General features: G+C 59.1%; 18 protein-coding genes. 8 read left to right on the forward strand and 10 right to left on the reverse strand.

Translation table 11 applies throughout. The annotated features are described in order from the left end of the window. Positions 1–14: 14 nt before the first annotated feature. Positions 15–389 (forward strand): DUF3073 domain-containing protein, encoded by a 375-nt coding sequence (locus tag BBDE_RS00140; protein WP_003838072.1) that lies wholly within the window; start codon positions 15–17, stop codon positions 387–389. A 94-nt stretch (positions 390–483) separates the two neighbouring features. On the opposite strand, the gene BBDE_RS00145 is transcribed toward BBDE_RS00140, so the two are convergent. After that, positions 484–921, reverse strand: a complete 438-nt coding sequence (locus BBDE_RS00145; protein WP_003838070.1) for a sterol carrier family protein — start codon at positions 919–921, stop codon at positions 484–486. Between the two features lie 309 nt (positions 922–1,230). On the opposite strand from BBDE_RS00145, the gene BBDE_RS00150 reads away from it, so the two are divergent. Beyond that, positions 1,231–3,675, forward strand: a complete 2,445-nt coding sequence (locus tag BBDE_RS00150; protein WP_003838069.1) for a glycogen/starch/alpha-glucan phosphorylase — start codon at positions 1,231–1,233, stop codon at positions 3,673–3,675. Positions 3,676–4,092: 417 nt separating this feature from the next. Here the strand turns inward: BBDE_RS00150 and BBDE_RS00155 are convergent, their stop codons facing one another. Then, a complete protein-coding gene (locus tag BBDE_RS00155; protein ID WP_003838067.1) occupies positions 4,093–4,314 on the reverse strand; it encodes a hypothetical protein in 222 nt (73 codons plus the stop codon). Positions 4,315–4,502: 188 nt separating this feature from the next. Between BBDE_RS00155 and BBDE_RS00160 the strand changes: the two genes are divergently transcribed. Both BBDE_RS00160 and BBDE_RS00165 read left to right on the forward strand, forming a co-directional pair. Then, positions 4,503–5,285, forward strand: coding sequence for a rhomboid family intramembrane serine protease (locus BBDE_RS00160; protein WP_003838065.1), 783 nt, complete (start codon positions 4,503–4,505; stop codon positions 5,283–5,285). Positions 5,286–5,748: 463 nt separating this feature from the next. Then, positions 5,749–7,104, forward strand: coding sequence for a THUMP-like domain-containing protein (locus BBDE_RS00165; protein ID WP_407921650.1), 1,356 nt, complete (start codon positions 5,749–5,751; stop codon positions 7,102–7,104). 379 nt (positions 7,105–7,483) lie between these two features. Here BBDE_RS00165 and crgA read toward each other — a convergent pair whose 3' ends face one another. Further along, entirely contained in the window at positions 7,484–7,936 is a 453-nt protein-coding gene (crgA, locus tag BBDE_RS00170; protein ID WP_012901770.1) for a cell division protein CrgA, read from the reverse strand. Between the two features lie 118 nt (positions 7,937–8,054). Here crgA and BBDE_RS00175 point away from each other — a divergent pair, with 118 nt between their 5' ends. The 3 genes from BBDE_RS00175 (at position 8,055) to BBDE_RS00185 (ending at position 10,658) form a co-directional block, all read left to right on the forward strand. Then, positions 8,055–8,852: a DUF881 domain-containing protein gene (locus BBDE_RS00175; RefSeq protein ID WP_003838062.1), complete on the forward strand. Its 798-nt coding sequence runs from the start codon at positions 8,055–8,057 to the stop codon at positions 8,850–8,852. Beyond that, positions 8,852–9,946: a class E sortase gene (locus BBDE_RS00180; RefSeq protein ID WP_003838060.1), complete on the forward strand. Its 1,095-nt coding sequence runs from the start codon at positions 8,852–8,854 to the stop codon at positions 9,944–9,946. Before BBDE_RS00175 ends, BBDE_RS00180 begins: the two co-directional genes overlap by 1 nt. A gap of 67 nt (positions 9,947–10,013) precedes the next feature. Beyond that, positions 10,014–10,658 carry an anthranilate synthase component II gene (locus tag BBDE_RS00185; RefSeq protein WP_003838059.1) on the forward strand — a complete coding sequence of 215 codons (645 nt, stop codon included), beginning with the start codon at positions 10,014–10,016 and terminating at the stop codon, positions 10,656–10,658. A gap of 154 nt (positions 10,659–10,812) precedes the next feature. Here BBDE_RS00185 and pknB read toward each other — a convergent pair whose 3' ends face one another. Genes pknB through BBDE_RS00220 form a run of 7 tightly spaced genes read right to left on the reverse strand, consistent with a single transcriptional unit; the run spans position 10,813 to position 19,547 of the window. Next, on the reverse strand, positions 10,813–12,882 hold the full coding sequence (gene pknB / locus BBDE_RS00190; RefSeq protein ID WP_003838058.1) for a Stk1 family PASTA domain-containing Ser/Thr kinase: 2,070 nt from the start codon (positions 12,880–12,882) through the stop codon (positions 10,813–10,815). Beyond that, the gene (locus tag BBDE_RS00195) at positions 12,879–13,823 is read right to left on the reverse strand and encodes a serine/threonine-protein kinase (RefSeq protein WP_003838057.1); all 945 of its coding nucleotides are present in this window, start codon (positions 13,821–13,823) and stop codon (positions 12,879–12,881) included. Before BBDE_RS00195 ends, pknB begins: the two co-directional genes overlap by 4 nt. After that, positions 13,820–15,286 carry a peptidoglycan D,D-transpeptidase FtsI family protein gene (locus BBDE_RS00200; RefSeq protein ID WP_003838056.1) on the reverse strand — a complete coding sequence of 489 codons (1,467 nt, stop codon included), beginning with the start codon at positions 15,284–15,286 and terminating at the stop codon, positions 13,820–13,822. The genes BBDE_RS00195 and BBDE_RS00200 overlap by 4 nt, the downstream gene beginning before the upstream one ends. After that, positions 15,279–16,703 carry an FtsW/RodA/SpoVE family cell cycle protein gene (locus BBDE_RS00205; protein ID WP_003842991.1) on the reverse strand — a complete coding sequence of 475 codons (1,425 nt, stop codon included), beginning with the start codon at positions 16,701–16,703 and terminating at the stop codon, positions 15,279–15,281. The genes BBDE_RS00200 and BBDE_RS00205 overlap by 8 nt, the downstream gene beginning before the upstream one ends. Then, the gene (locus BBDE_RS00210) at positions 16,700–18,289 is read right to left on the reverse strand and encodes a PP2C family protein-serine/threonine phosphatase (protein ID WP_012901771.1); all 1,590 of its coding nucleotides are present in this window, start codon (positions 18,287–18,289) and stop codon (positions 16,700–16,702) included. Before BBDE_RS00210 ends, BBDE_RS00205 begins: the two co-directional genes overlap by 4 nt. A gap of 2 nt (positions 18,290–18,291) precedes the next feature. Next, on the reverse strand, positions 18,292–18,819 hold the full coding sequence (locus BBDE_RS00215) for an FHA domain-containing protein FhaB/FipA (protein WP_003838050.1): 528 nt from the start codon (positions 18,817–18,819) through the stop codon (positions 18,292–18,294). Positions 18,820–18,845: 26 nt separating this feature from the next. Next, positions 18,846–19,547: an FhaA domain-containing protein gene (locus BBDE_RS00220; protein ID WP_003838048.1), complete on the reverse strand. Its 702-nt coding sequence runs from the start codon at positions 19,545–19,547 to the stop codon at positions 18,846–18,848. Between the two features lie 297 nt (positions 19,548–19,844). Between BBDE_RS00220 and BBDE_RS00225 the strand changes: the two genes are divergently transcribed. After that, positions 19,845–22,331 (forward strand): S9 family peptidase, encoded by a 2,487-nt coding sequence (locus BBDE_RS00225; protein WP_003838047.1) that lies wholly within the window; start codon positions 19,845–19,847, stop codon positions 22,329–22,331. Positions 22,332–22,486 lie beyond the last annotated feature (155 nt).

Consider the following 22,486-nt stretch of genomic DNA (forward strand, 5'->3'; position numbering starts at 1 on the left):
CCTCAGGGGGTCAGATGGGCCGCGGACGTCAGAAAGCCAAACAGCAGAAAATAGCCCGAAAGCTCAAGTACCTGACCACCGACACCGATTACGATGAGCTTGCCAAGGAGCTTGGTGCACAGGAGCCCGGTTCGGGTTCTTTTGACCCCTTCGCCGACATCGAAACCAAATATGCTCAACATGCGGACGGCGAACATGAATCCGCCGACGATGAGCAGCGGTCTTCCGAACCTGCCGATGATCTCGATGAGTATGCCAAGTGGGCCGCCGAAGCCGCGGCGAAGGCCACCAGCGGTGAGATTCCGGTGACCAAGGCCGCCGCACCCAAGCCACACAAGCCCATCCCGATGCCGGTGCCCAGTGCGCTGAAGCCGAAGAAGCAGGACTGACTGCATTTGTACACACTTGAAAAGCCGTGGTCGAACAAGATGATTGTTCGACCACGGCTTTTTCTTATGTCCTCCCTTATGATCCTATGCAAGCCTATACGAGCGGCAGCAGATCGCTCAGGTCGTCGCGTTCGCCGACGGCGGTGATGCGGCCGGCCTCCTTTTCCTCGGCCCAGCTGGTGATTCCGGTGGCCAGACGCATCCACACGTCCGGTTCCAGCTCGATGACGTCGGGAGGTGTGAGATTGTGCGGATCCGAAGCCGGTCCATCCAATATTTTGATGGCTCCCCACGGCGCCACCCGTACTTCCACGCCTTCGCCGGGTGCCTTGTTCTCCAGCAGATGCAGCGAGTAGCGCACTGCCATCGCCCATGTTTGCCGTGGCAGTTTCGGTGAGAGATTCAGCTTGAAGTCAAATGCCTCCATATCGTCGGCCGGCATCTGATCGGTGATGATGCGCCTTGCCGTTTGCAGCCAGTTTGCAAACGCTTCATGTCCTTTGTTGAGATCCTGTTCTCGAATAACAGCCATAGACGGTATTTTGCCGCTGATAAGCGACTAAGATGGGTGTCTGCGGACAACGTGGTCATAATTCAAAAGGGGCGTGTTGAGGGGAAATTACAAGTGATACTGACCATCGTTTGTACTGTTTTTTGCAGTGTTTTGCAAACGAATGCCATTATGTAATCACTTGCAATTTCATCTTTTTATGATTACGTTGTATGCTGAATTTGAGAACGTATGCATAGTGTTACTAAGTGTTCATACTGCCGTATACGCAAGGACGCTGGGGCAAGGCATAATGTTCAGGGAGAGTAATCCGTCAAAGGGAGTCAATCAATGACCGAAATTACCGCACCAAAGTCCCCCGTTACCGCGGCCGAATTCGCGGACGAGATTCGCGAGCAGCTGAAGTACACGCAGGGCGTCACGCCGGAGCAGGCCAAGCCGGCCGATGTGTATATCGCAGCTTCGGCGGCGATCCGTCGCCATCTCGTGGATTCCTGGATGAAGACCCAGGCCGACATGGTCAACGGCAACACCAAGGCCGTCGGCTACCTGTCCGCCGAATTCCTGATGGGCAAGCAACTGCGCAACGCGCTGCTCAACGCCGGCCTGACCGAACAGTTCAACGAAGCCGTCGAAGCTCTCGGCTTCTCCGTGCAGGATGTCGTCGACGCCGAATACGAGCCGGGCCTCGGCAACGGCGGTCTGGGTCGTCTGGCCGCCTGCTTCATCGATTCCCTTGCTTCCCTGGGCGTACCGGCATTCGGTTATGGCATCCAGTACAAGTACGGCATTTTCAAGCAGGAGTTTGACGAGACCGGCAAGCAGATCGAGACTCCGGACTACTGGCTCGCCAACGAGGAGCCGTGGGGCCATATCGATTACAACCGTGACCAGAAGGTTTCCTTCGGCGGCGAAGTCGTCGAGGAGAACGGCAAGAAGGTATGGAAGCCGGCCTGGTCCGTGCGCGCCGTGCCGGTCGACTACATGGTTCCGGGCTATGCCTCCGGCCGTGTGAACACTCTGCGCCTGTGGACCGCCAAGAGCTACGACGAGTTCGATTTGCTCACCTTCAACAAGTCCGAGTATCTTGACGCCGTCAAGCCGCAGGTCGAAGCGGAGAACATCTCCAAGATCCTGTATCCGGAAGATTCCACCCCGCAGGGCAAGGCACTGCGTCTGGAGCAGCAGTATTTCTTCGTGTCCGCCTCCATCCATGACGCCATCCGCGTCTTCTATCCGGGCCAGGACAAGCCGGATCTGACCACGTTCGCGGACAAGATCACCTTCCAGCTCAACGACACCCACCCGGTCATCGGCATTCCGGAGCTCATGCGCGTTCTCATGGACGAGTACGGCTACGATTGGGGCACCGCTTGGACCATCACCAACAAGACCTTCAACTACACTTGCCACACCCTGCTTCCGGAAGCCCTGGAAGTATGGCCGTCCAAGCTCATCGGCGAACTGCTGCCGCGTCACCTCGAAATCATCGAGAAGATCAACGCCCAGTTCGAAGCCGAGCTTAAGGCCAAGGGCATTGCCGACGAGACCATCAAGGACATGGCCATCTATACCGGTGACTCCGTGCGCATGGCATATCTCGCCACCTATGGCGGCTCCCATGTCAACGGTGTGGCCGAGCTGCATTCCCAGCTCCTGAAGGACGTCACCCTGAAGAACTTCTCCGACGCATACCCGGACAAGTTCACCAACGTAACCAATGGCGTGACCCCCCGTCGTTTCATCAAGCTGGCCAACCCGCGTCTGTCCGACCTCATCACTGAGGGTCTCGGTACCGACAAGTGGCTGAGCGACCTCGAATTGCTCAAGGGCCTCGAGCCGTTGGCCGCCGATGACGAATTCGTCAAGAAGTTCGCCGCCGTCAAGCAGGCCAACAAGGTCGACTTCGCCAACTATGCCAAGCGTGAGTATGGCTTCGACATCGACCCGAACACCATGATCAACACCATGGTCAAGCGTCTGCACGAGTACAAGCGTCAGGCCCTGAAGATCCTGGCTCTGATCGCTCGTTACGCCGACATCAAGTCCGGCAAGCTGTCCGCCGACGACGTCATGCCGCGCACCGTGGTGTTCGGCGCCAAGGCCGCCCCGGGCTACTATCTGGCCAAGCAGACCATCCAGCTCATCAACAACGTGGCCCGTGTCGTCAACAACGATCCGGAGGTCAAGGGCAAGCTCAACGTGTACTTCCCGTGGAACTACAACGTGCGCCTGGCACAGCACCTCATCCCGGCCACCGATCTCGATGAGCAGATCTCCCAGGCCGGCAAGGAAGCCTCCGGTACCGGCAACATGAAGTTCGCTCTTAACGGTGCCATGACAGTCGGCACCCTTGATGGCGCAAACGTTGAGATCCGTGAGCGCGTCGGCGCCGAGAACTTCTTCCTCTTCGGCATGACCGTCGACGAGGTGGACGCCCTCTACGCCGCCGGTTACGACCCGAAGAAGTACTATGACGCCAATCCGCGTCTTAAGGCTGCCATCGACATGGTTGCCGACGGTACCTTCTCCAACGGCGACAAGACCGTTTTCGAGGATCTCGTTCACGATTGGCTCACCAAGGATTGGTTCATGACCCTCGCCGATTTCGGTGCCTACACCGACATTCAGGCCGAGATCGAAGCCCTGTATGCCCAGCCGCTCGAGTGGAACCGTAAGGCTCTCATCAACGTGGCGAACTCCGGCTACTTCAGCTCCGATCGTTCGATCGAGGATTATTTGGAACGCATCTGGAAGACCGGTCCGCTCAAGTGAGTGATGCCTGAATCAAGATGACGGAAGGGCCGTCGGAGGACTTGTTCTCCGGCGGCCCTTGCTATCTAGCGCCATCCAGCGGGTATATCCATGGATGACCGTACTTGTCAAAGCGAGCGTCTTCCGGTTGCGCGCTGGTCTTGCTACACAGGCTGTGAAGCGTTGACTGTCTATATTTGGGCCCCGTGAGGCATATGCATGCGTTGCAGAGGCGTACCGTGACGAGAAAAAACGATGTACCGTTCCCCATCGTGTGCAGACGTTTGTCCGATTCTCCAGAATCGGACAACTGGACAGCATATGAGGGGTCATAGTTGTCCGATTCTCCAGAATCGGACAAACGGACGGGGCCGGGCATAAAAAAGGTCCGCATCCAACATGGATGCGGACCTGAACGAGTCAATGGTCGGAAAGCGATCAGGCGGCTTCCGGATCAGCGGTTTCGGCCTCGGCTTCCGGCTCGGCGGTATCCTTGGTCAGGCCAAGGTCAACCGGGGAAGAGCTGTTCTCCCATGGTTCCTCCCACGGGTCATAGTCCGGATTCTGCTGCTTGTAGATATACAGACCGACGACAGCTGCAAGCAAAGCTCCGAAGAGCAGTGCGAAGAACTTCCAACCGTTAGAAGACTTGTTCTCCATGACGGCTCCTTTCCCATACACAGGCTGACCTGTTCGTTCAAGCCAACTCTGCCTTCCATCTTAATTCCTGGAATGTGACGATTGGGTGGATTTACGCGCGGGGAAATGCCTGCCGTGTCAAAAGAAAACCGCGTAGTGAAGCCATTCGGGGGAGTCGTTGGCTCCGCAGGCTCCAGTACAGTTAAGGCATGGCATATCAACGATTCAGCTTGTTCCCCGATTCACCTTCGTTCAAGGATTTGTTCTCGGCGCGGTCCCTGCGCTATCGCTGGCGTAATGGTGACCCTTTGATCACCACCGGCATCATGGCGGTGTGCATTGTGGTTTGGATCGTGGAGGCGGTGCTGAATCTGGTGTGGCAGGGCGGACTCAATGCCATGTTGAACGCCGGCATGCTCATGCCTGCCACCGCCGTTCACAAGCCGTGGACCTTCATCACCTCGATGTTCCTGCATCAGCCGAACTCGTTGTGGCACATTCTGTTCAACATGCTGACGCTGTGGTGCGTGGGCCCGGTGCTGGAACGCATGATGGGGCATTGGTCGTTTCTCGCGCTGTACGCTGTTTCCGGATTGGCGGGCGGTACCGGCATGATGCTCTGGGCCGTGCTGTCAGGCGCTTCCGGTTGGAGTACGCCCGTATATGGCGCTTCCGGGGCATTGTTCGGCCTCTTCGCCGCCATTTTGGTGGTTTACCGTCGGATTGGTCTTGATATCAGGTCGATGATGATCTGGATGCTGATCAATTTCCTGATGCCGGTTATCATGCCGAATATCGCTTGGCAGGCCCATTTGGGAGGATTCCTATTCGGAGGCATGTTCACATGGCTGTTGGTTTCGGGGTTGCGTGTTCTGCGTGGCAAAAGCCTGCTGCGGCGCACGCTGATATACGGGACGGTCATGGTGATTGTGATTATTGCGATTGATCTGCTGTGTAACGCAGTCAATCCAGTAAATATGGCGTTGTTCTGACTGATGGTTCCGATTCATCAGGAATGGCCTTCGACTCGGTGAGTCGGGGGCCATTTTTTGATGGGTGACACAACGAACGGGGGAATGACGGGAAGTTACATGTATGCAGTTTTCCACACTTGTGAATAAGTGTGTGGATAAGTAGGGCCTAGGTTGAGGATAACTCGGGGATAAGCACTAGATTTATCCACATAGATATTCACAAAATGGCATTTTTCAAGGATTTTCCTATGTGGATAAGGTGGATAACTCACTATCCACACGTCAGAACATGGGGAAATGCGACGTCGATATTTCGTGGTGTGAGGAATCATCGACCACGAAATATAGGCACTATCCACATTCATCCACAGATATCCACCGTTGTTCACATCGCAATATGGGGTTGTTTGCCTCACCATGCCTGTATAACGGTGCGCGCTACGCAAGGAACGCTGACAGGCCGCCATTTATGATTACGGGTATGGAACATGAGGCAATGATCAGTCCGGAGACGCGTGCGTTCGTGGTGGTCCACCGTAACGAGGACGTACGCGAGTTGGCGTTGAAATCCAAACATGTGGACGGATTGGACCTGCCGCAAGCACTCAATCAGATCGCCGGTTGGCAGATTGCCCGCAACAAACTGTCGGAATGGGCCGACTGTGACGATATCATCTATCCTCCGCATATTTCCATGGAACAATGCTCATCGCAGTTTACGGCGCAATATAAAGCCGAAATCGTCAATCGTCTGCTGTGTACTGACGACGGTGCCGACAATGCCCGAGATTCGGCGCATTCCGACGATATCGGCAAAACGGACATCGCCGGCATAACGGAAGCGGAACACGCGGAAGAATGGGATTCGGTGACAACGTCAGCGGGGAACGCCGATCTATCGATGGTAGATCTGACAGGTGGCTTCGGCGTTGATTTTTCATACCTTGCGCGCGGTTTCACACGTGCCGCATATGTGGAGCGGCAGCCGCACCTGTGTGATCTGGCCGCACACAACATGATCGTTCTGGGATTGCACCAAACGGAAATCATATGCGGTGATGGTGTCGAATACCTGCGTTCGATGCAACCGGTGTCGCTGATCTACATTGATCCTGCACGTCGCGACGAGCATGGCACACGTACGTATGCCATCGAGGACTGCATGCCGAACGTGCTCGCCCTGCGTGATCTGCTGCTGGCCAAGGCGCGATTCGCGATGATCAAACTGTCTCCGATGCTTGACTGGCGTAAGGCTATCGCCGATTTCGGCGGTGCCGTGAGTGAAGTGCATATCGTGTCGACCGGCAACGAATGCAAGGAACTGCTGATGGTGCTGGATGGCGCCGTGGAAACGAGGCATCCGACGGATGACGTACGTGCGCCACATGTGTATTGCGTGAACGACGGTCAGCGGATTGATTACGATTCCGCGGTGTATGCGCGTGGACTGCGCATCGGCACGGCGCCGTTGCCGGAGATGGAATATCTGTATGAGCTGAATGCATCGATTATGAAAGCCGGCTGTTTCGACCTGCTGGAGGAACGGTATGGTGTGACGCAGATCGGACCGAATAGTCACCTGTTTGTGGCCGCTGAGCCCGTGACGGATTTTCCAGGGCGCGGGTTTGCCATCGAAGCGGTTGGAGGCATGGGCAAGAAGGATGTGAGGAGGTTGCTGAGCGGGGTCGGGAGGGCGAATGTCGCAGTACGCAATTTTCCGCTCACAGCGCCGCAGTTGCGTAAGAAGCTCAAGCTTGCCGATGGAGGCGATACCTACTTGTTCGGCACCACCATCCAAGGCGGTGGGCATATTCTGCTACGTACCGTTAAGGTGTGATCGCGTAGTGGGAGGATTCTTCCAGTGGCTGGGCGAATCAGGACTCTAGAAGAGCTTCAATAGGGATGATTTCTCCAGTCACTGGATGGATTGGGACGCTGAATGGGGTTTCAGCGGGGTAATTCTTCCAGTGGCTGGAGGTTTTATCCCTTTGAGGTGCGTTTAGGCGGAATGATTTCTCCAGTGGCTGGATGGATTGGGACGCTGAATAGGGTTTGAACGGGATGATTCTTCCAGTGGCTGGATGGATTGGGACGCTGGGAAGGGTTTGAACGGGATGATTTCTCCAGTGGCTGGATGGATTGGGACGGCTAAGGGTGACCGGACATAGCAAAAGGGCGTCTGGACTCGCCCAGACGCCCTCTCGTGGCGGATATGATCAGCGCCACCACATGGTCATAAGGAATCCGACCATGATGATGGCAACGGCGATGGCCAGATTCCATGCGCCGATGTTCGGAATCGGATAACTACCGCTCAGGTAGTAGGTCACGGCCCAGATCAGACCGATGATCATCAGTGCGCAGAACAGTGGCACGAACCAACGCGGGTTGGACTTGGTGCCATTGATGGTCTCTTCGACACGGCGGGTGTTCTCAGCCTGACGATTCATCATGCGCTGCATCTGAGGGGTCAGTGAGTCCTTGTCGACGGTGGCGTTCAGCACCGCTTCGACGCGGTCCATCGGGATGTCAAGATCGTCGTCATCTTCGGCGGACTCGGCAACAGCGTCGTTGTCGGTGGTCTCTTCCGTGCTTTCCGCGGCCTCGGACTGCCAGTCCTCCTGGGTGTCCGCGGTGGTTTCGTGCAGCTCTTCGTCAGCCATCAGCATAGTCTCCTTCAATAGGCTAAAAGTCATAATAGTGGGTAGACTCGAAAGCGGCGAACTCACATCGTAAAACTGCTCAAATTCAGAGCAAACGTTCAGTACTCGATAGGGGAAGGTCCGCATGGCGAAACGTACCGGCAGACATACCGCGAAACGGTCGAAGGTGGCCGGAATCGCGGTGTTTCTGGTATTGATGCTGTCCGGATTCCTGCTGGCGACCAATCTGCGGGTGAACCGTTCCGTGGTGGTCTCCAACGATACCGCCGACCTGGTGGAGCAACGGGTGAAAAGGGTGAACTCGTTGCGCAAGGAAGTCGACGGCCTCAGCTCCAAGGTGGATGACCTGAGTAAAACGCTGAACAGTGAAAGCGACGATGACTCACAGGACGGTGAGGATGCCGGCGTCGGCACCATGCTGCCTGCCGTCGAAGGTCCAGGGCTGGTAGTGACGCTCGATGATTCGCCGCTGTGGAAGAACATGGTCGACTCGTCCGGATCGACCTCCAATATCAACGACTACGTGATACATCAGCAGGACGTCGAGGCCGTGGTGAACGCGTTGTGGGCCGGCGGCGCGGAATCCATGATGATCATGGATCAACGCGTGCTGTTCAGCTCCGCCGTACGTTGTTCCGGCAACGTACTGCTGTTGCAGGGCAAGAAATATTCGCCGCCGTTCAAGATCTCCGCGATCGGGCCGGTCGACAGTATGCAGCAGGCGCTGGATGATTCAAAGGAGATCACCATCTACCGGCAGTATGTAAACGCATTCGGCCTGGGATGGAAGGTCGAGAAAAAAGACAAGCTGCATTTCGACGCGACCGATGCGTTGCAGCAACCGTTGAAATATGCGAAAGTCATCGAGAACGATGACAGCAGCGGCGATGCCGAGCAGAAGACGGAAGAGGGAAATCAGTAATGAAGCACGTCAGGCCGGTCGTGGCACGCCAAAGAAGCGTCATCTGGATATTGCTGGGCGTACTCGCCGAAATCATGCTGACCGCGGCGGCTGTCTGCGCGCTGTATATCGCATGGCAGATGTGGTGGACGGGTGTGCAATCCGAACATACGCAGATCGAGACCCGTCAGGCGGTGTCATGGTCGGATCCGGGCAAGGCCGAGAATGTGACCATCGCCCAGGCTCAGGAGGGCGATCCGCCGGTGCAGCCGCAGAACGCGCAGGAAGGCGAGCTCATCGCTCAGGTCTACATTCCGCGATTCGGCAGTCAGTGGCAGCGCAATCTCGTGGAAGGTACGACACTCACCGAACTCAACAAGCACGGTCTCGGACACTACACGAATTCGCAGAGGCCCGGCCAAATCGGTAATTTCGCCTTCGCAGGCCATCGCAACGGCTACGGGCAGCCGCTCGGCGATGTAGACAAGCTGCAGGAGGGCGACCCGATTATCATCCGCACGCAGGATTACTGGTACGTGTATCACTACACGAAGAGTGAAATCGTACTGCCGACCGACGTGGAAGTCGTCTCCTCCAACCCTGAAGAGCCCGGCGCCACGCCGACCAAACGCATGCTGACCATGACCACCTGCGAACCGAAATACTCCACCCCGACCCACCGATGGATCAGCTACGGCGAATTCTCCTACTGGGCCAAGGTTTCCGACGGCATTCCACAGGAACTCGCCACCACCGACACCAACGGCAAGGTCAAATTCATCAACAACGGGAAAGCCTCGTTCGCCTCGGGCATAACCACGTTGGAGCCGTGGATCTTCGGCGCGCTCGCCGCTTATGTGGTCATTTTCGCCGCGGCCGCGGTGGCATGGCGCTGGCCTGTGTTGGCGGCCATCCACGCAGGGGAACGTGAGAAACCCGATTTCAGCATATACGGCGGCTTGCTGCGATTGCAGCCGGGAGTACTGCCGATTCGGTTGCTGTTGCTGCTGCTGTTGCTGTTCGCGGCCGCTGCCTCGACGTTCGAATGGCTGTTCCCATGGGCGGCTTCGAACATTCCGATGTTGCAGGAGATGTCGAACTACACGGCTGTGTAGTGAGACACAGGGGGCGATGCGACGACTCGCGCACGTACACTGCTGTTCAACCGTTGATAGGAGCATTATGACCGATTCCGCACGCATTCTGGTCGTAGACAACTACGATTCCTTCGTCTACACGATTGTCGGCTATCTCAAGACGCTCGGCGCGACCGTGACCGTGGTACGCAACGATGCGATCGATCCGGCCACATCCGGCGTAATCGACGAATATGACGGCGTGCTGATCTCCCCCGGACCGGGTACTCCGGCGGAATCCGGCGCCAGCGAAGGCATGATCCGTCTATGCGCGGTGCAAGGCAAGCCGATGTTCGGCGTATGCCTGGGCATGCAGGCGTTGGCCGAAGTGTTCGGCGCGACCGTAAGCCATGCGCCGACCATCATGCACGGCAAAACCAGCCAAGTGGAGCATATCGATGATGCGATCTTCGAGGGCGTGGCCAATCCGATGACGGCGACGCGTTACCATTCGCTGGCCGTGGAACCGGATTCCGTGCCGGATGAGCTTGTGGTGACCGCCTGGACGCAGGGCGATCATATCGTGCAGGGCATCAAGCATCGTGACCTGCCGATGTATGCGGTGCAGTTTCATCCGGAATCGGTGATGACGCAGGACGGGTACCGGTTGCTGGCGAATTGGCTGAAGGTGTGCGGGCAGGATTCGGCCGTGGCCAGGTCCATGGGGTTGCAGCCGAAGGTTGTGGGCTGATTCGTGCCGAATCCCTGCGATGTGCGGGCCTGACATTCGTTTGCTGCGGGTGCTGCGAACATGTCTCGATTGGTCGACACGCTACGTTGTTCAGAGGACCAATGCAAAAGGAGCGACATCGAGTCGCTCCTTTTGCATATTGGGCGTGTGGCCTTTAGTGGGCGGTCGGGGATGCGGTCGAGGAGGACGTGCTGCTTGACGGCGACGGCGACGGCGAGCTGGCTGATTCGGTAGTCAGGGTGATGGTGGCGCCGGAATCGGCCTGCGAGCCACCTTCGGGGCTCATGCCGGTGACAATGGCGTCATCGTCGGTCGAACCGTTCACGGTGACCTGGAAACCGTTGTTGGTAAGCACGCTCTTGGCACTGGATAGCGTCATGTGCAGCACGCTTGGCACACTGACCTGCTGCTTGCCGAGGGACACCCAGATGGTTACGGACGTGCCGAGTTCGACGGTGCTGCCGGAACCCGGATCAAGACGGGTGACCGAACCGGAATCGACGGAATCGGAGTATTCGTTCTCCACATTGACCGTGCCGATGCCGGCCTTATTGAGCTGCTCAATCACCGAATCCTTCGACTGTCCGACCAGATTGTCGGGAATCTTGGTCATGCCGGACGAAATATACAACGTGATGATCGTGCCCTTGGTCTGCTTGGAATTCGCAGCCGGATCCGTGCTCACCACCTTGTCTTTTTCGACGGTGCCGCTATCGACTGTCTTGACGCTGCCCACCTTGAAGCCGGCGGATTCCAGAATGGACTTGGCCTCTTCCTGGCTCTTATTCGCCACATCGGGCACTGACACGGTCTGCGGGCCGGTGGAGAACCACACGGATACGGTGGAGCCCTTCTCCACCTTGGAGCCGCCCTTCGGATTCTGCTTCGTGACGGTACCCTTGGTCTGATCGGACTCCGTGTCATCGCGGGCGTCAAGCTTCAGACCGAGCGCATTGAGCTTCTCTTCGACCGTGGTCTGCGAGATGTTCGACATTTCAGTAAAATCCGGCACCTCGACGGTATCGGTCGACGAGTCGCCATGATTCAGCATGTAGACGATGCCCAAAATGGCCAGTAGGGCCACCAGTACGCCCACCACGGAGCCGATGATGATCTGCTTCTTTTTCTTCGACTTGGCGGCGGCAGCGCGCTGTTCCGCGCGGGTCTTCGTGGCGACGCCGCCGTTGGGGCCCGCCAACACCTGTTCGAATTGGCCGGTCACCGGATTGAATGCCTGCGTCGCCGCGCTCTCACCGCTCGTCGGGTTCATCGCCACGGTCGCGGCTTCCTGCTCGGCCTGCTTGCGGGCCTTCACATTGGTCAGATCGGTCAACGGATTGAATGCGGCCGCGACCGGGACGCCGCCGTTCATGAACGTCAGCAGATCGTTCTTGAATTCGGATGCGGTGGCATACCGGTTCTGACGGTCCTTCGCCATGGCTTTGGCGCAGATCGAATCCCACATCTTCGGCAGCCCCGGTACCACCGAGCTTGGCGGAGTGGCCACTTCGGAAACATGCTGGTAGGCGATGGCCACCGCGGAATCACCGGTGAACGGCGGCTTACCGGTCAGCATCTCATAGAGCACGCATCCGGCGGAATACAGGTCGGAGCGCATGTCCACGGTCTCACCGCGGGCCTGCTCCGGGGAGAGGTACTGTGCGGTGCCGACCACGCCTTGTGACTGCGTCATCGTGGCGGCGGAATCGTCGAGTGCGCGGGCGATGCCGAAATCCATGACCTTCACTACGCCCTGCTCGGAGATCATGATGTTGCCGGGCTTGATATCGCGGTGGATCACACCCATACGGTGCGAGTACTCCAATGCGTTCAGCACACCCATCATCACCTGTTCGGCGTCGCGCTGGCTGAGCGCGCCGTTCACCTTGATGATGTCGCGCAGGGTCTGACCCTTCACGTACTCCATCACCAGATATGGCAGATGCTCGGTCTGACCGGTTTCGGTGGTGACGACCTCTTCGCCCGAATCGTAGATGTTCACGATGTTCGGATTGTTCATCTGCGCCACGGAATGCGCCTCGCGGCGGAAGCGGGCGAGGAAGATCTGGTCATTGGCGAAATCGGCGCGCATGATCTTCACGGCCACGGTACGACCCAGACGCGTATCAAGTGCCACATGCACTTCGGCCATGCCACCGCGGCCGACCAGTTGACCGAGCTGATAGCGGCCATTCGCCAAAGAGGTAGGCATGTTGTTGCTCATCCCTGTTCCTTCCAATCACTGCTGGGCGAGATATGGGGTTTGCTGGCCACACGACGAGGAATCCGACCCCCGGTGGGAACGATCATCGTGTCCGCCAACTGTGTCTGCTGATCGAGCAGACGTCGTTCAATGCGTGTCAGCACGCGGGATACCGCCAGCGCGTCCTTCGGACGGTCGAGCGGATCCTTGGCGAGCATCGACATCACGAATTCACGCAGCTGCACATCCACGGAGTCAGGCAACGGCGGAACCGGATTGTTCACATGTGCGGCGGCGATGTCAACCGGCGTAGTGCCAGTGAACGGACGATGCCCACACAGGCCTTCATAGGCGACGACCCCCAACGAATAGATGTCGGACTGCGGCGTGGCCTGCTGGCCTTGCGCCTGCTCCGGGGAAATATATTGCGCGGTGCCCACGACCATGCCATCTTGCGTGATCTGCTCCTGGTTAGTGGAGTAGGAGACGCCGAAATCGGTGATCTTCACCTCGCCGGAATCGGAGACCATGATGTTCGCCGGCTTCACATCGCGATGAATCACGCCATGCGAATGCGCCACGAACAGGCCACGCGCGGTCTGAATGAGGATCGGCAGCAGCTGCGTCGGCTCCATCGGGCCGTCGATCTCGTGGAACAGATCGGCCAGCGACTTGCTCGGCACATACTCCATGATCAGGAATCCGATGCCATCATGCTCGTAGTATTCAAACAATGCGGCGATGTTTGGATGCGCCAAATTGGCGGAATTATGGGCCTCTGCGCGTAGACGAAGTAGTTTCGCCTCCTGGCTGGAGCCCAGATCGCCGCGTAAGGCCTTGATGGCCACCGGGCGGCCGAGCTGAATGTCATAGCCCTTCCACACTTCGCCCATGCCGCCTTGCGCCAGACGGGAATCCAGTCTGTAGCGTCGGTGGATGAGCTGTCCTTCAATCAGTTTCATTCTGCCAGCGCCTCCTGCATCATCGCTTTCATGATCGGACCTGCGGCCAATGCGCCGTAGGAATCCACGTTGTGCACCACCACGGACACCGCGATTTTCGGATCGTCTGCGGGTGCGAATCCGATGACCCAGGCGTCGACGGATCCGTTATTCTCCCCAATCTGTGCGGTACCGGTCTTCACCGCCACCTGTACGCCGTCAATCGCCAATTCGGGATCCTCCTTGGTGACCACGGCCTCCATCATCTGCGTGAGCTTGTCGGCGGTGTCGGCACTGAACGGTCGCGACATCACCTCCGACTTGGTCTGCGAGACGACCGACAGATCCGAGGAGCGTACACGGTCGACCAGCGTCGGTTGCATCAACTTGCCGTCATTGGCGACGGCCGCCGCAATCAGGGCGTTCTGCAACGGGGTGACCACCGTATCTCCCTGTCCGATCGATGCCAGCGCAAGTTTGTCGTCACTCACATCAGTCGGGAATTTCGAAGCCACGGTCATCCACGGGGTACCGGAAGAATCGGTGCCGTCCACGGTGATTGAACTGTCGAAACCAAGCTTCTTGGCCATCGACGAGACCTTATCGTCACCCAGCGAGACGCCCAATTGCGCGAAGGCGGTGTTCGACGAATACGCCATCGCGTCTTCCAGAGAAATCTTGCCGTCGGAGCCGTTGCCTTGCGAAGTGGCGTTCGTCAGTTGCACCGTGGTGCCGGGAAGCGTATAGCTGGCACCGGCGGGAATCTGCGTATCGGTCTGGTATTGGCCGGTTTCCAGCGCGGCGGCCGCGACCACCGTCTTGAACGTGGAGCCGGGCGGGTACAGCTGCGAAGTGGCGCGGTTGAGCATCGGATTCGCCTGGTCGGACGAGAGCGTGTTGTAGTTCTCGTTCACTTCCGACGTGGTGTGGCTGGCCAGCTGGTTCGGATCATAGCTCGGCGTACTCACCATGGCGAGAATACGACCGGTCTTCGGTTCGATGGCCACGGCCGCGCCGTCAAGCGACCCCAAGGCGTTATAGGCAACCTGCTGGATCTTCGGATCGATGGAGGTCTCGATGGTGGCGCCCTTGTTCTCCTGACCGGTAAACAGCGCTTTGAAACGCTGCCAGAACAGCTGGTCGGACTGCCCCGACAACAGTGAACTACGGGAGGCTTCGATCCCGCTCCACCCGCGCTGGCTGATCGAGAAGAAACCGGTGACCGGTGCATACAGCGGGCCATCGGAGTAGGAGCGCTGGTAGGAGAATGCGTCGTTCGACGGGTCGGATTTGGCGATTACGGAACCGTCCGAGGCGAGAATCGAGCCTCGCGGCGCCCCATACTCATGGTAGAGCGCGCGGGTGTTGCGCGGATCCTGATTGAGCTGGTTGGCACGGATGGCGGTGATGATGGTCGTCGACATGCCCAGGATCACGAACAGGATGATGACGATGGTGAAGAGCTGACGTAACGATTTATTCATTCGAGCCTCCCGTCACGGTGCGTGCGATCGGTTCGGTGGGCTGCGTACGGTGTTTCATGTCGCGGTTGCGCAACGCCTGCATCGCCTCGTACTGGAAGGTATCGCTGTTCAGGTCATCCTCCGGTTTGTTCGCGGCATTCGAAATGATGACCAGCAACGTGGCCAACAGATAATTGGCGATCAGCGACGAGCCGCCGGCGGCCATGTACGGCAGGGTCAGGCCGGTGAGCGGAATGACCAGCGTGATGCCGCCAACCACGGTGAACACCTGGAATGCCATGGTGAACACCAGGCCGGAGGCCAGCAGCTTGCCGAAACCGTCCTTGATCTTCATGGCGGTGATCATACCGGCGGCGATAATCAGCAGATACAGCATCAGTGTGGCCAACAGGCCGGTCAGACCAAGCTCCTCGCCGGCAGCGGCGTAGATGTAGTCGGAGTTGGCGATCGGCGTGAGCGACGGATGCCCCTGCCCCAGGCCGGTGCCCATCATGCCACCGGAAGCCAGACCGAAAATGCCGGTGACCAATTGGTACGATCCGCCATATTCCTTGCCATACTGCTCCGTACTGAACGGGTGCAGCCAAGCGTCGACGCGCGCGCCGACATGACTGAAGATGTTCGCCGCCAGGAATGCGCCCGCGGCGAAGGCGATGAAGCCGATGATGATCCAGCTTTTACGGCCGGTGGCCACATACAGCATGGATACGAACATGGCGAAGAACATCAGCGAGGTGCCCAGATCGTGCTGAATCACGAGCACGCCCATGGCCACGATCCACACCACGATGATCGGGCCCATATCCTTGATCCTCGGTAGCTGCAGGCCGAGTACCTTCTTGCCGCCGACCGCAAGCTGGTCGCGATGGTCGAACAGGTAGGAGGCGAAGAAGAACGCAAGGAACAGCTTGGCGAATTCGCTTGGCTGGAACGAGCCGAGGCCGGGAATCTTCACCCAAATCCTCGCGCCATACTGTTCGGAGCCGATCACCGGCAGCATCGGGGACAGCAGCAACACCAGGCCGACCACCATGCTTACGTATGAGAAGCGGCGCAGCACGCGGTAATCCTTGAGGAAGATCACCAGCAGGGCACTCAATACAAGCGCTATGGCCAACCACATCAACTGTTTGAATGCGACCGAGGTCTTGGTCTCCTGATCGATGCGGGCGATCATGGTTACGCCGATGCCGGTCAGCAACATGACGCAGCATAGGATGGTCTGGCTTGCATACGGCTGGAATCGCAGCAACAGGCCCCATGCGGCCAGGAACAGCACTGCGATGAACACGAGCATTCCCATGTAGTTGGAAGGGAAACCACCCGTGGTGCGTTCGAACATCTGGAAGAACGCCACGGCGCAGGTCAGCATGCTGAGCATCAGCAGACCGAACTGCCTCAAGCGGGTAGTGATCATGACTTGTCACCGCCTCGCGGACTCGAGCTGGAGGAAGACGATGCCGAGGCGCTCGAGCTGGGACTGGCTGAGGAGCTGGCGGAAGGCGATGATCCGCCGCCGCTCTTCTTGTTTTCGGCCTGCTGCTGCTTGAGCTGCTTCTTGATGAGCGTCGTGTGATTCTTCGCTTCGCCGTACGAGTCGAAGGAGATGCCCTGCATCAGCTGTTCCTGCCAGCTTGGCGGCAACTCGGAGGTCTTCATACCGGTGTCGGAGACGGCGTGGGACAGCTTCAGTCCGAAGATGCTCGTCGGGACGCCCTGGAAGATGGTCACGCTGCCGTTGTCATCGCCGAGATAATACTTGGTCTGGCTCCAACGATACGTACCGACGGCGGCTCCCGCCAGTCCCAGCAGCACCAGAATGGTGACGACGATACCGATGATGCGGTTGCGCTTGGAGTGCGCACGCTTGGTCTTGCGCTGTTGGATCTGCTCGTTGCGGATGGCCCTGGCGACTTCCGGATCGTTCGGATCGGCGGAGACGCGGCCGTCGTTCTTCTGCACGACGGGGATTTCGCCGGTGTCCGGATTGGTGCGATCGCCTGTTTCCTCGCGTACGGTCGACGGCTGCGCCACACGCTGCTCCGGTTGCGGTTCGTTGTCGGTCTCGTCGGGGTTCCTGCCATGACGAAGGGCCGCCGCACGTGCGGCAGGCGACTGCTTGCCTTCGCGTAGCAGCGGTGCCGTAGCCACCGGCGCGTTGATGATGTCGGCGATCGGCTCGAGGCTCGCGCTGGCCGCGCCGGCCACCAACGGCGTCTGATGCGGCAGATCGAAGGCATCGGCGTTCAGGGCGAGCGTCGCGTCGGCGATCACCGCGGTGACATTGTCAGTGCTGCCTGCCCGCAACGCCATGGAAACGAGGCGCTGCGCACACTCTTCCTGATCGGAGCAGGTCGCCAGCATCTCCTGCAGGGTGGAATCTTCCAGTACGCCGCACAGGCCGTCGGAACACAGCAGCCAGCGGTCGGCCGGATGCGCCTTGCGTACGGCGATGTCGGGGCGGGGGTCGATGTCGAAGTCACCCAATACGCGCATCACGACATTGCGCTGCGGATGGTTGCGCGCCTCGGATTCATTGATGCGACCGGTGTCGAGCAGATGCTGCACATAGCTGTGGTCCGAAGTCATGCGGATGAGATGACCGTCATGCAGCAGATAGGCGCGGGAGTCGCCGATATGCGCGAGTACCCAGTATCCCGACACCAAGGCTACGGCGGTGACGGTGGTGCCCATGCCCGCAAGGCGGCGTTCGCGCTTGGCCTTGCCGACGATGGCATCATGCGCGGCCATGACGGAGGTCTCCATCATGTGGGCGACGGTCTTCACGTCACCTTGCTCATTGTCCTGCTCGATATGCGCCAGCGATCGGATGGCGATGGTGGAGGCGGTATCGCCGCCGGCATGGCCACCCATGCCGTCGCAGATGGCAATCAGGTGCTCTCCGGCGAATGCGGAATCCTGATTGTTGGAACGTACGGTACCCACATCCGAGACCGTGGTGGAATACAGGAACAATGGTTGTGAAGTGGCGGAAGTCGTCAAAGTCACCTCAATTCAAAGGTGGTTGCGCCGATACGTACCGGAACGCGTGAACCGAGAATCATCGGAGCGTCCAGGCGCTGCTGGTTGACCACAGTGCCGTTGGTGGAGCCCAGATCCTCGATGGCCCACTGGCCGGTTGCGGGATCGGTATAGACGCGTGCATGATGCGAGGAGACGAATTCGTCGTCGAGCACCACGGTGTTCGATGCGGCGCGACCCAAGGTGATGGTGTTGCCGGTCAGAGGGACGGAACTGCCGGCAAGCGGGCCATCGATAACGACCAGCAGAGTGGGTTTGGCATTCGAAATCGGCATCTCGTTGGTAGGGATGACGGGCGCGGCCGACGCCACGGGTGCCGGCGCCTCGACCGCCTTGCGCGCGCGACGCTCCTTACGGCGATGAGCCCGCGACTTGCGCGGGCTGAACGTCTCGATGTCCTTGTACAACGAACGGACCGTACAGGCTACGAAGATCCATAACAGTATGAGGAAGCCATACTTGAGGATCGCAAAGGTAAGTTCGGTGAGCATAAAGGCAACTCCCGGGTTGGGGTTGGTTACTCCTGATCCTGCGAAGAAGCCCAGTACAGGATTCGGGTACGGCCGATAGTGATGGTGTTGCCATCCAACAGCGTGGCCGCCGGTACCTGATGGCCTTCGACGTATGTGCCGTTGGTGGAGCCCAGATCGCGCGCGATCACATTGCCGTCATTGATGTCGATCTCCAGATGCTTGCGGGAGATGCCGGGATCGTCGATCACGATGTCGCAGTTGGAACCACGGCCGATGATGGTCTTGTCCTTGGTGAGCAGGTACTGCTTTTCACCGATCTCCAGCATCGGGCAATCCTCGGTCTGTGCCTCGGTGGTCACCGGTACCGCGTTGCCCTGTACGGATTCGCTGGTCAGCTTGAAATCGCTCTTGCTCAGATCGAGATCTTCCTCGAAGATCACCACGACCGGTCCGACGAATGCATAATGCTGGCTCTTCGCATACTGCGTGAGATTGTCGGCCAGCTCATTGGCCAGGGTCTCCGCACCCCATTCCACGATGTTGTTGAAGTCCGGCGTGCTCAGCTTGAAACGGTATTCGTTCGGGGCTACGGTACGGTCGCGAGTAACGGGCATTGCCTCTTTGTCAATCTCGCGCTCAAGAGCGCTGGAGAGGTCAACCGGCTGCAGGTCCTTGGACCCGAACTTAGCGAATACTCCGTTGACGGCGCCTTCCACGCTCTTCTCAAATCGGTCGAGAACGCTCATACTTGTCCCTTTCTATCCTCACCTATCCTACGCGGTAGAGTGCCGAGAGCCAATTTATGAGGCCCATAATTGCAAAAATTCCATGCAAAGTGGGGTGTGAATGGTGACGCGGACCTAGTTCGGTGTCGGTTGTTTGGGTTTCTTTCCAAACTACCGACGGTGAGGTGGGGCTAGGCGTCGGTGGTTTGTGAGAATACCCAAACTACCGATGATGGGGCGGCCTGAGCGTCGGTGGTTTGTGGTGCCGCCCAGACTGCCGACGGTGAGGTGGGCCTGGGTGTCGGTAGTTTGGGAAGTATGAATGATGCGATTGATGTGTTTCCCCGACTCAAGGCCCGCACTGTGCGATTCACATGCGGCGCGCCCCGTTCCGCCCGTACGATTGGCGACGGGTCGCGGGCGCTGTTCCTGCGATCCGACGGTTCGGAGGATACCGTCACCTCGCTATGGATGAGCGTGATTGACACGACCGGCACCGGCGATGATCGGGAGGTCCTGCTTGCCGATCCGCGCGAACTGCTGGCCGATGCCGATGCGGAGAACGTTCCCGCCGAAGAGCGTGCGCGACGCGAGCGTGCGCGCGAAGGCGGCTCCGGAATCGTAAGCTATTCCGTCGATCAGGCCGGACGGCGCGTCGTGTTCACCATCAACGGCCAGCTGTTCCTGACCGAAATCCGGGAGGACGGCACCGGCATACGCACCCGCCAGCTTGCCTTCGAGGATCTGACCCTCACCACGGGCGGGTACGGGCCGGTGCTCAATCCGCGCATCAGCCCCGACGGCCGCCACGTGATGTACACGACCGGCGAGCACCTGAACCTAATCGACATCGCCGATTGGCCGGCTCCGGGGCAGGCCGCGCGGGAGTCCATCACCACGGTGTACGGCGTATGCGACGGCAACGGAGACGATCAGGCGCCCCATACGGTGAAGATCGGTCTGGCGGAATTCGTGGCCGGCGAAGAGATGGATCGGTACGACGGTTTCTGGTGGTCGCCGGATTCCCGATACGTGCTGTTCGAGACCTTCGATGCCTCACCCGAGCCGATATGGCACATCTGCGATCCCGCGAATCCGACCATGGGCGCGGCCGCCCGCCGCTACCCGCAGGCGCTGACGTCCAACGCCGACGTGCATCTGACACTGCTGGAGCTCGGCTTCGACGCCGATGGCTGCTGTTACGGTGAGGTGTCGCACGCGGTGGAGTGGGACCGGGAACGCTACGAATATCTGGCATCCGTGAATTGGGCGGAAGGGCACGATCCGATCATCGAGGTACAGGACCGACTGCAGCGCAACGATCAGGTGCTGACCGTCCGCGTCGGCGATCCGATCATGCCGGTCATCGCTCCGGAAGCCGAATTCACCGACGAGAACGGCGATGAGGTCGAAACCTTCTCCTTCGCGATTCCCGAATATGCGCCAGGCGAAGAGCCCGGTACGACCCGCGTGCTCGAAGAGCGTCACAACGACTGCTGGCTTGACTTGGTGCACGGCACGCCCGCCTACACGCCGGATGGTCGTCTGGTGTGTGCGGTCAACGACATGGAAGCCGATACGAACCGTCTGAGCGTGGATGGATGTGCGTTCACGCCAATCGGTCTGCAGGTGCGCGAAGTGCTTGACGTGACTGACGATGACGTGCTGTGCGTGGTGCAGCGCACGCCGGAACTGCTGCCGGAATCCGACCTGCCGTATCTATGGCAGGCGAACGCGGCCGATCATGATGCGCGCAGCTTCGACGTGGTGTCGATACGCTTCGATGGCAGCTGGGAGCCGCTTACCCACACGCCCGGCCAATGGACGATGTCGCGTGCCGGCAACGGATGCGTGATGACCGGACGCGGCATGGACGATGCGCGGGTGCAGATGCAGCATTGCATGAACGTCGTGACGGTCGGCGAAGACGGTGTGGAGACGCTGTCCATGGTGGTCGCGCCGATCGAGAACCATGCCGCCGAACCCGGCTTCGTGCCGAATGCGCGATTCGTACGATTGGGGGAGCGGTCGCTATACACGGCGATCGTGCTGCCGTCCGAGGGCAGCGGGTACGCGCACGCTGACAGGCTGCCGGTACTCATGAAGCCATACGGCGGCCCGGGATTCCAACAAGTCGTCGAAAGCCAGTCGTTCTACTGGGATGCGCAGTGGTGGGCCGATCAGGGGTACATCGTCGTGATCGCCGACGGTCGCGGCACCACCGGCCGCGGGCCGAAATGGGATCGTGCGATCTACGAGAGCATGAAAGCCGTGACGCTTGAGGATCAGGTTGACGCGGTGCATGCGCTGCCGGGAATCCTCAGCGAGTTGCGGGCGGAACAGGCCGACTCCGAGACTGCCGTCACCATTCCCGAACCCGACTTGGAACGGGTGGCGATAATCGGCTGGTCATATGGCGGATTCCTCTCCGCGCTCGCCGTGCTGGAGGCGCCTGATGTGTTCGCCGCTGCCTGCGCGGGCGCTCCGCCGACTGACTGGACGCTTTACGACACGCACTACACCGAACGGTACCTGGGCCTCGACCCGGTCGTGTACGAGCGCAATGGCATCATCGCGGACGCGCCGAATCTCAAACGTCCGCTCATGCTCATCCACGGATTCGCCGATGACAACGTGACCATCGCGCACAGCCTGCGACTCAGCCAGGCGCTGATGGCCGCCGGTCGGAAGCATACGTTCCTGCCGCTCACCGGCATCACGCATATGACCAACGACGAAACCGTCGCCGAAAACCTGCTGATTCTCCAACGCGACTTCCTCGCAGACGCCTTACGCAAGGTGTGATGCTTTCCGTCGATTGCGATGCGGATGATGCGGGGCGCTCCCGAGTGTACGGGGGTAAGGCCGATGTCGCAGGCCGGCATGAGTATTCGCCAAGCGCGTTATCCGCACCGTAGCTGGTCAAGGCAGGACTATAGTGCTCACAGGCCGGTATGCGC

The organism is Bifidobacterium dentium JCM 1195 = DSM 20436, assembly GCF_001042595.1.
GTDB lineage: Bacteria > Actinomycetota > Actinomycetes > Actinomycetales > Bifidobacteriaceae > Bifidobacterium > Bifidobacterium dentium.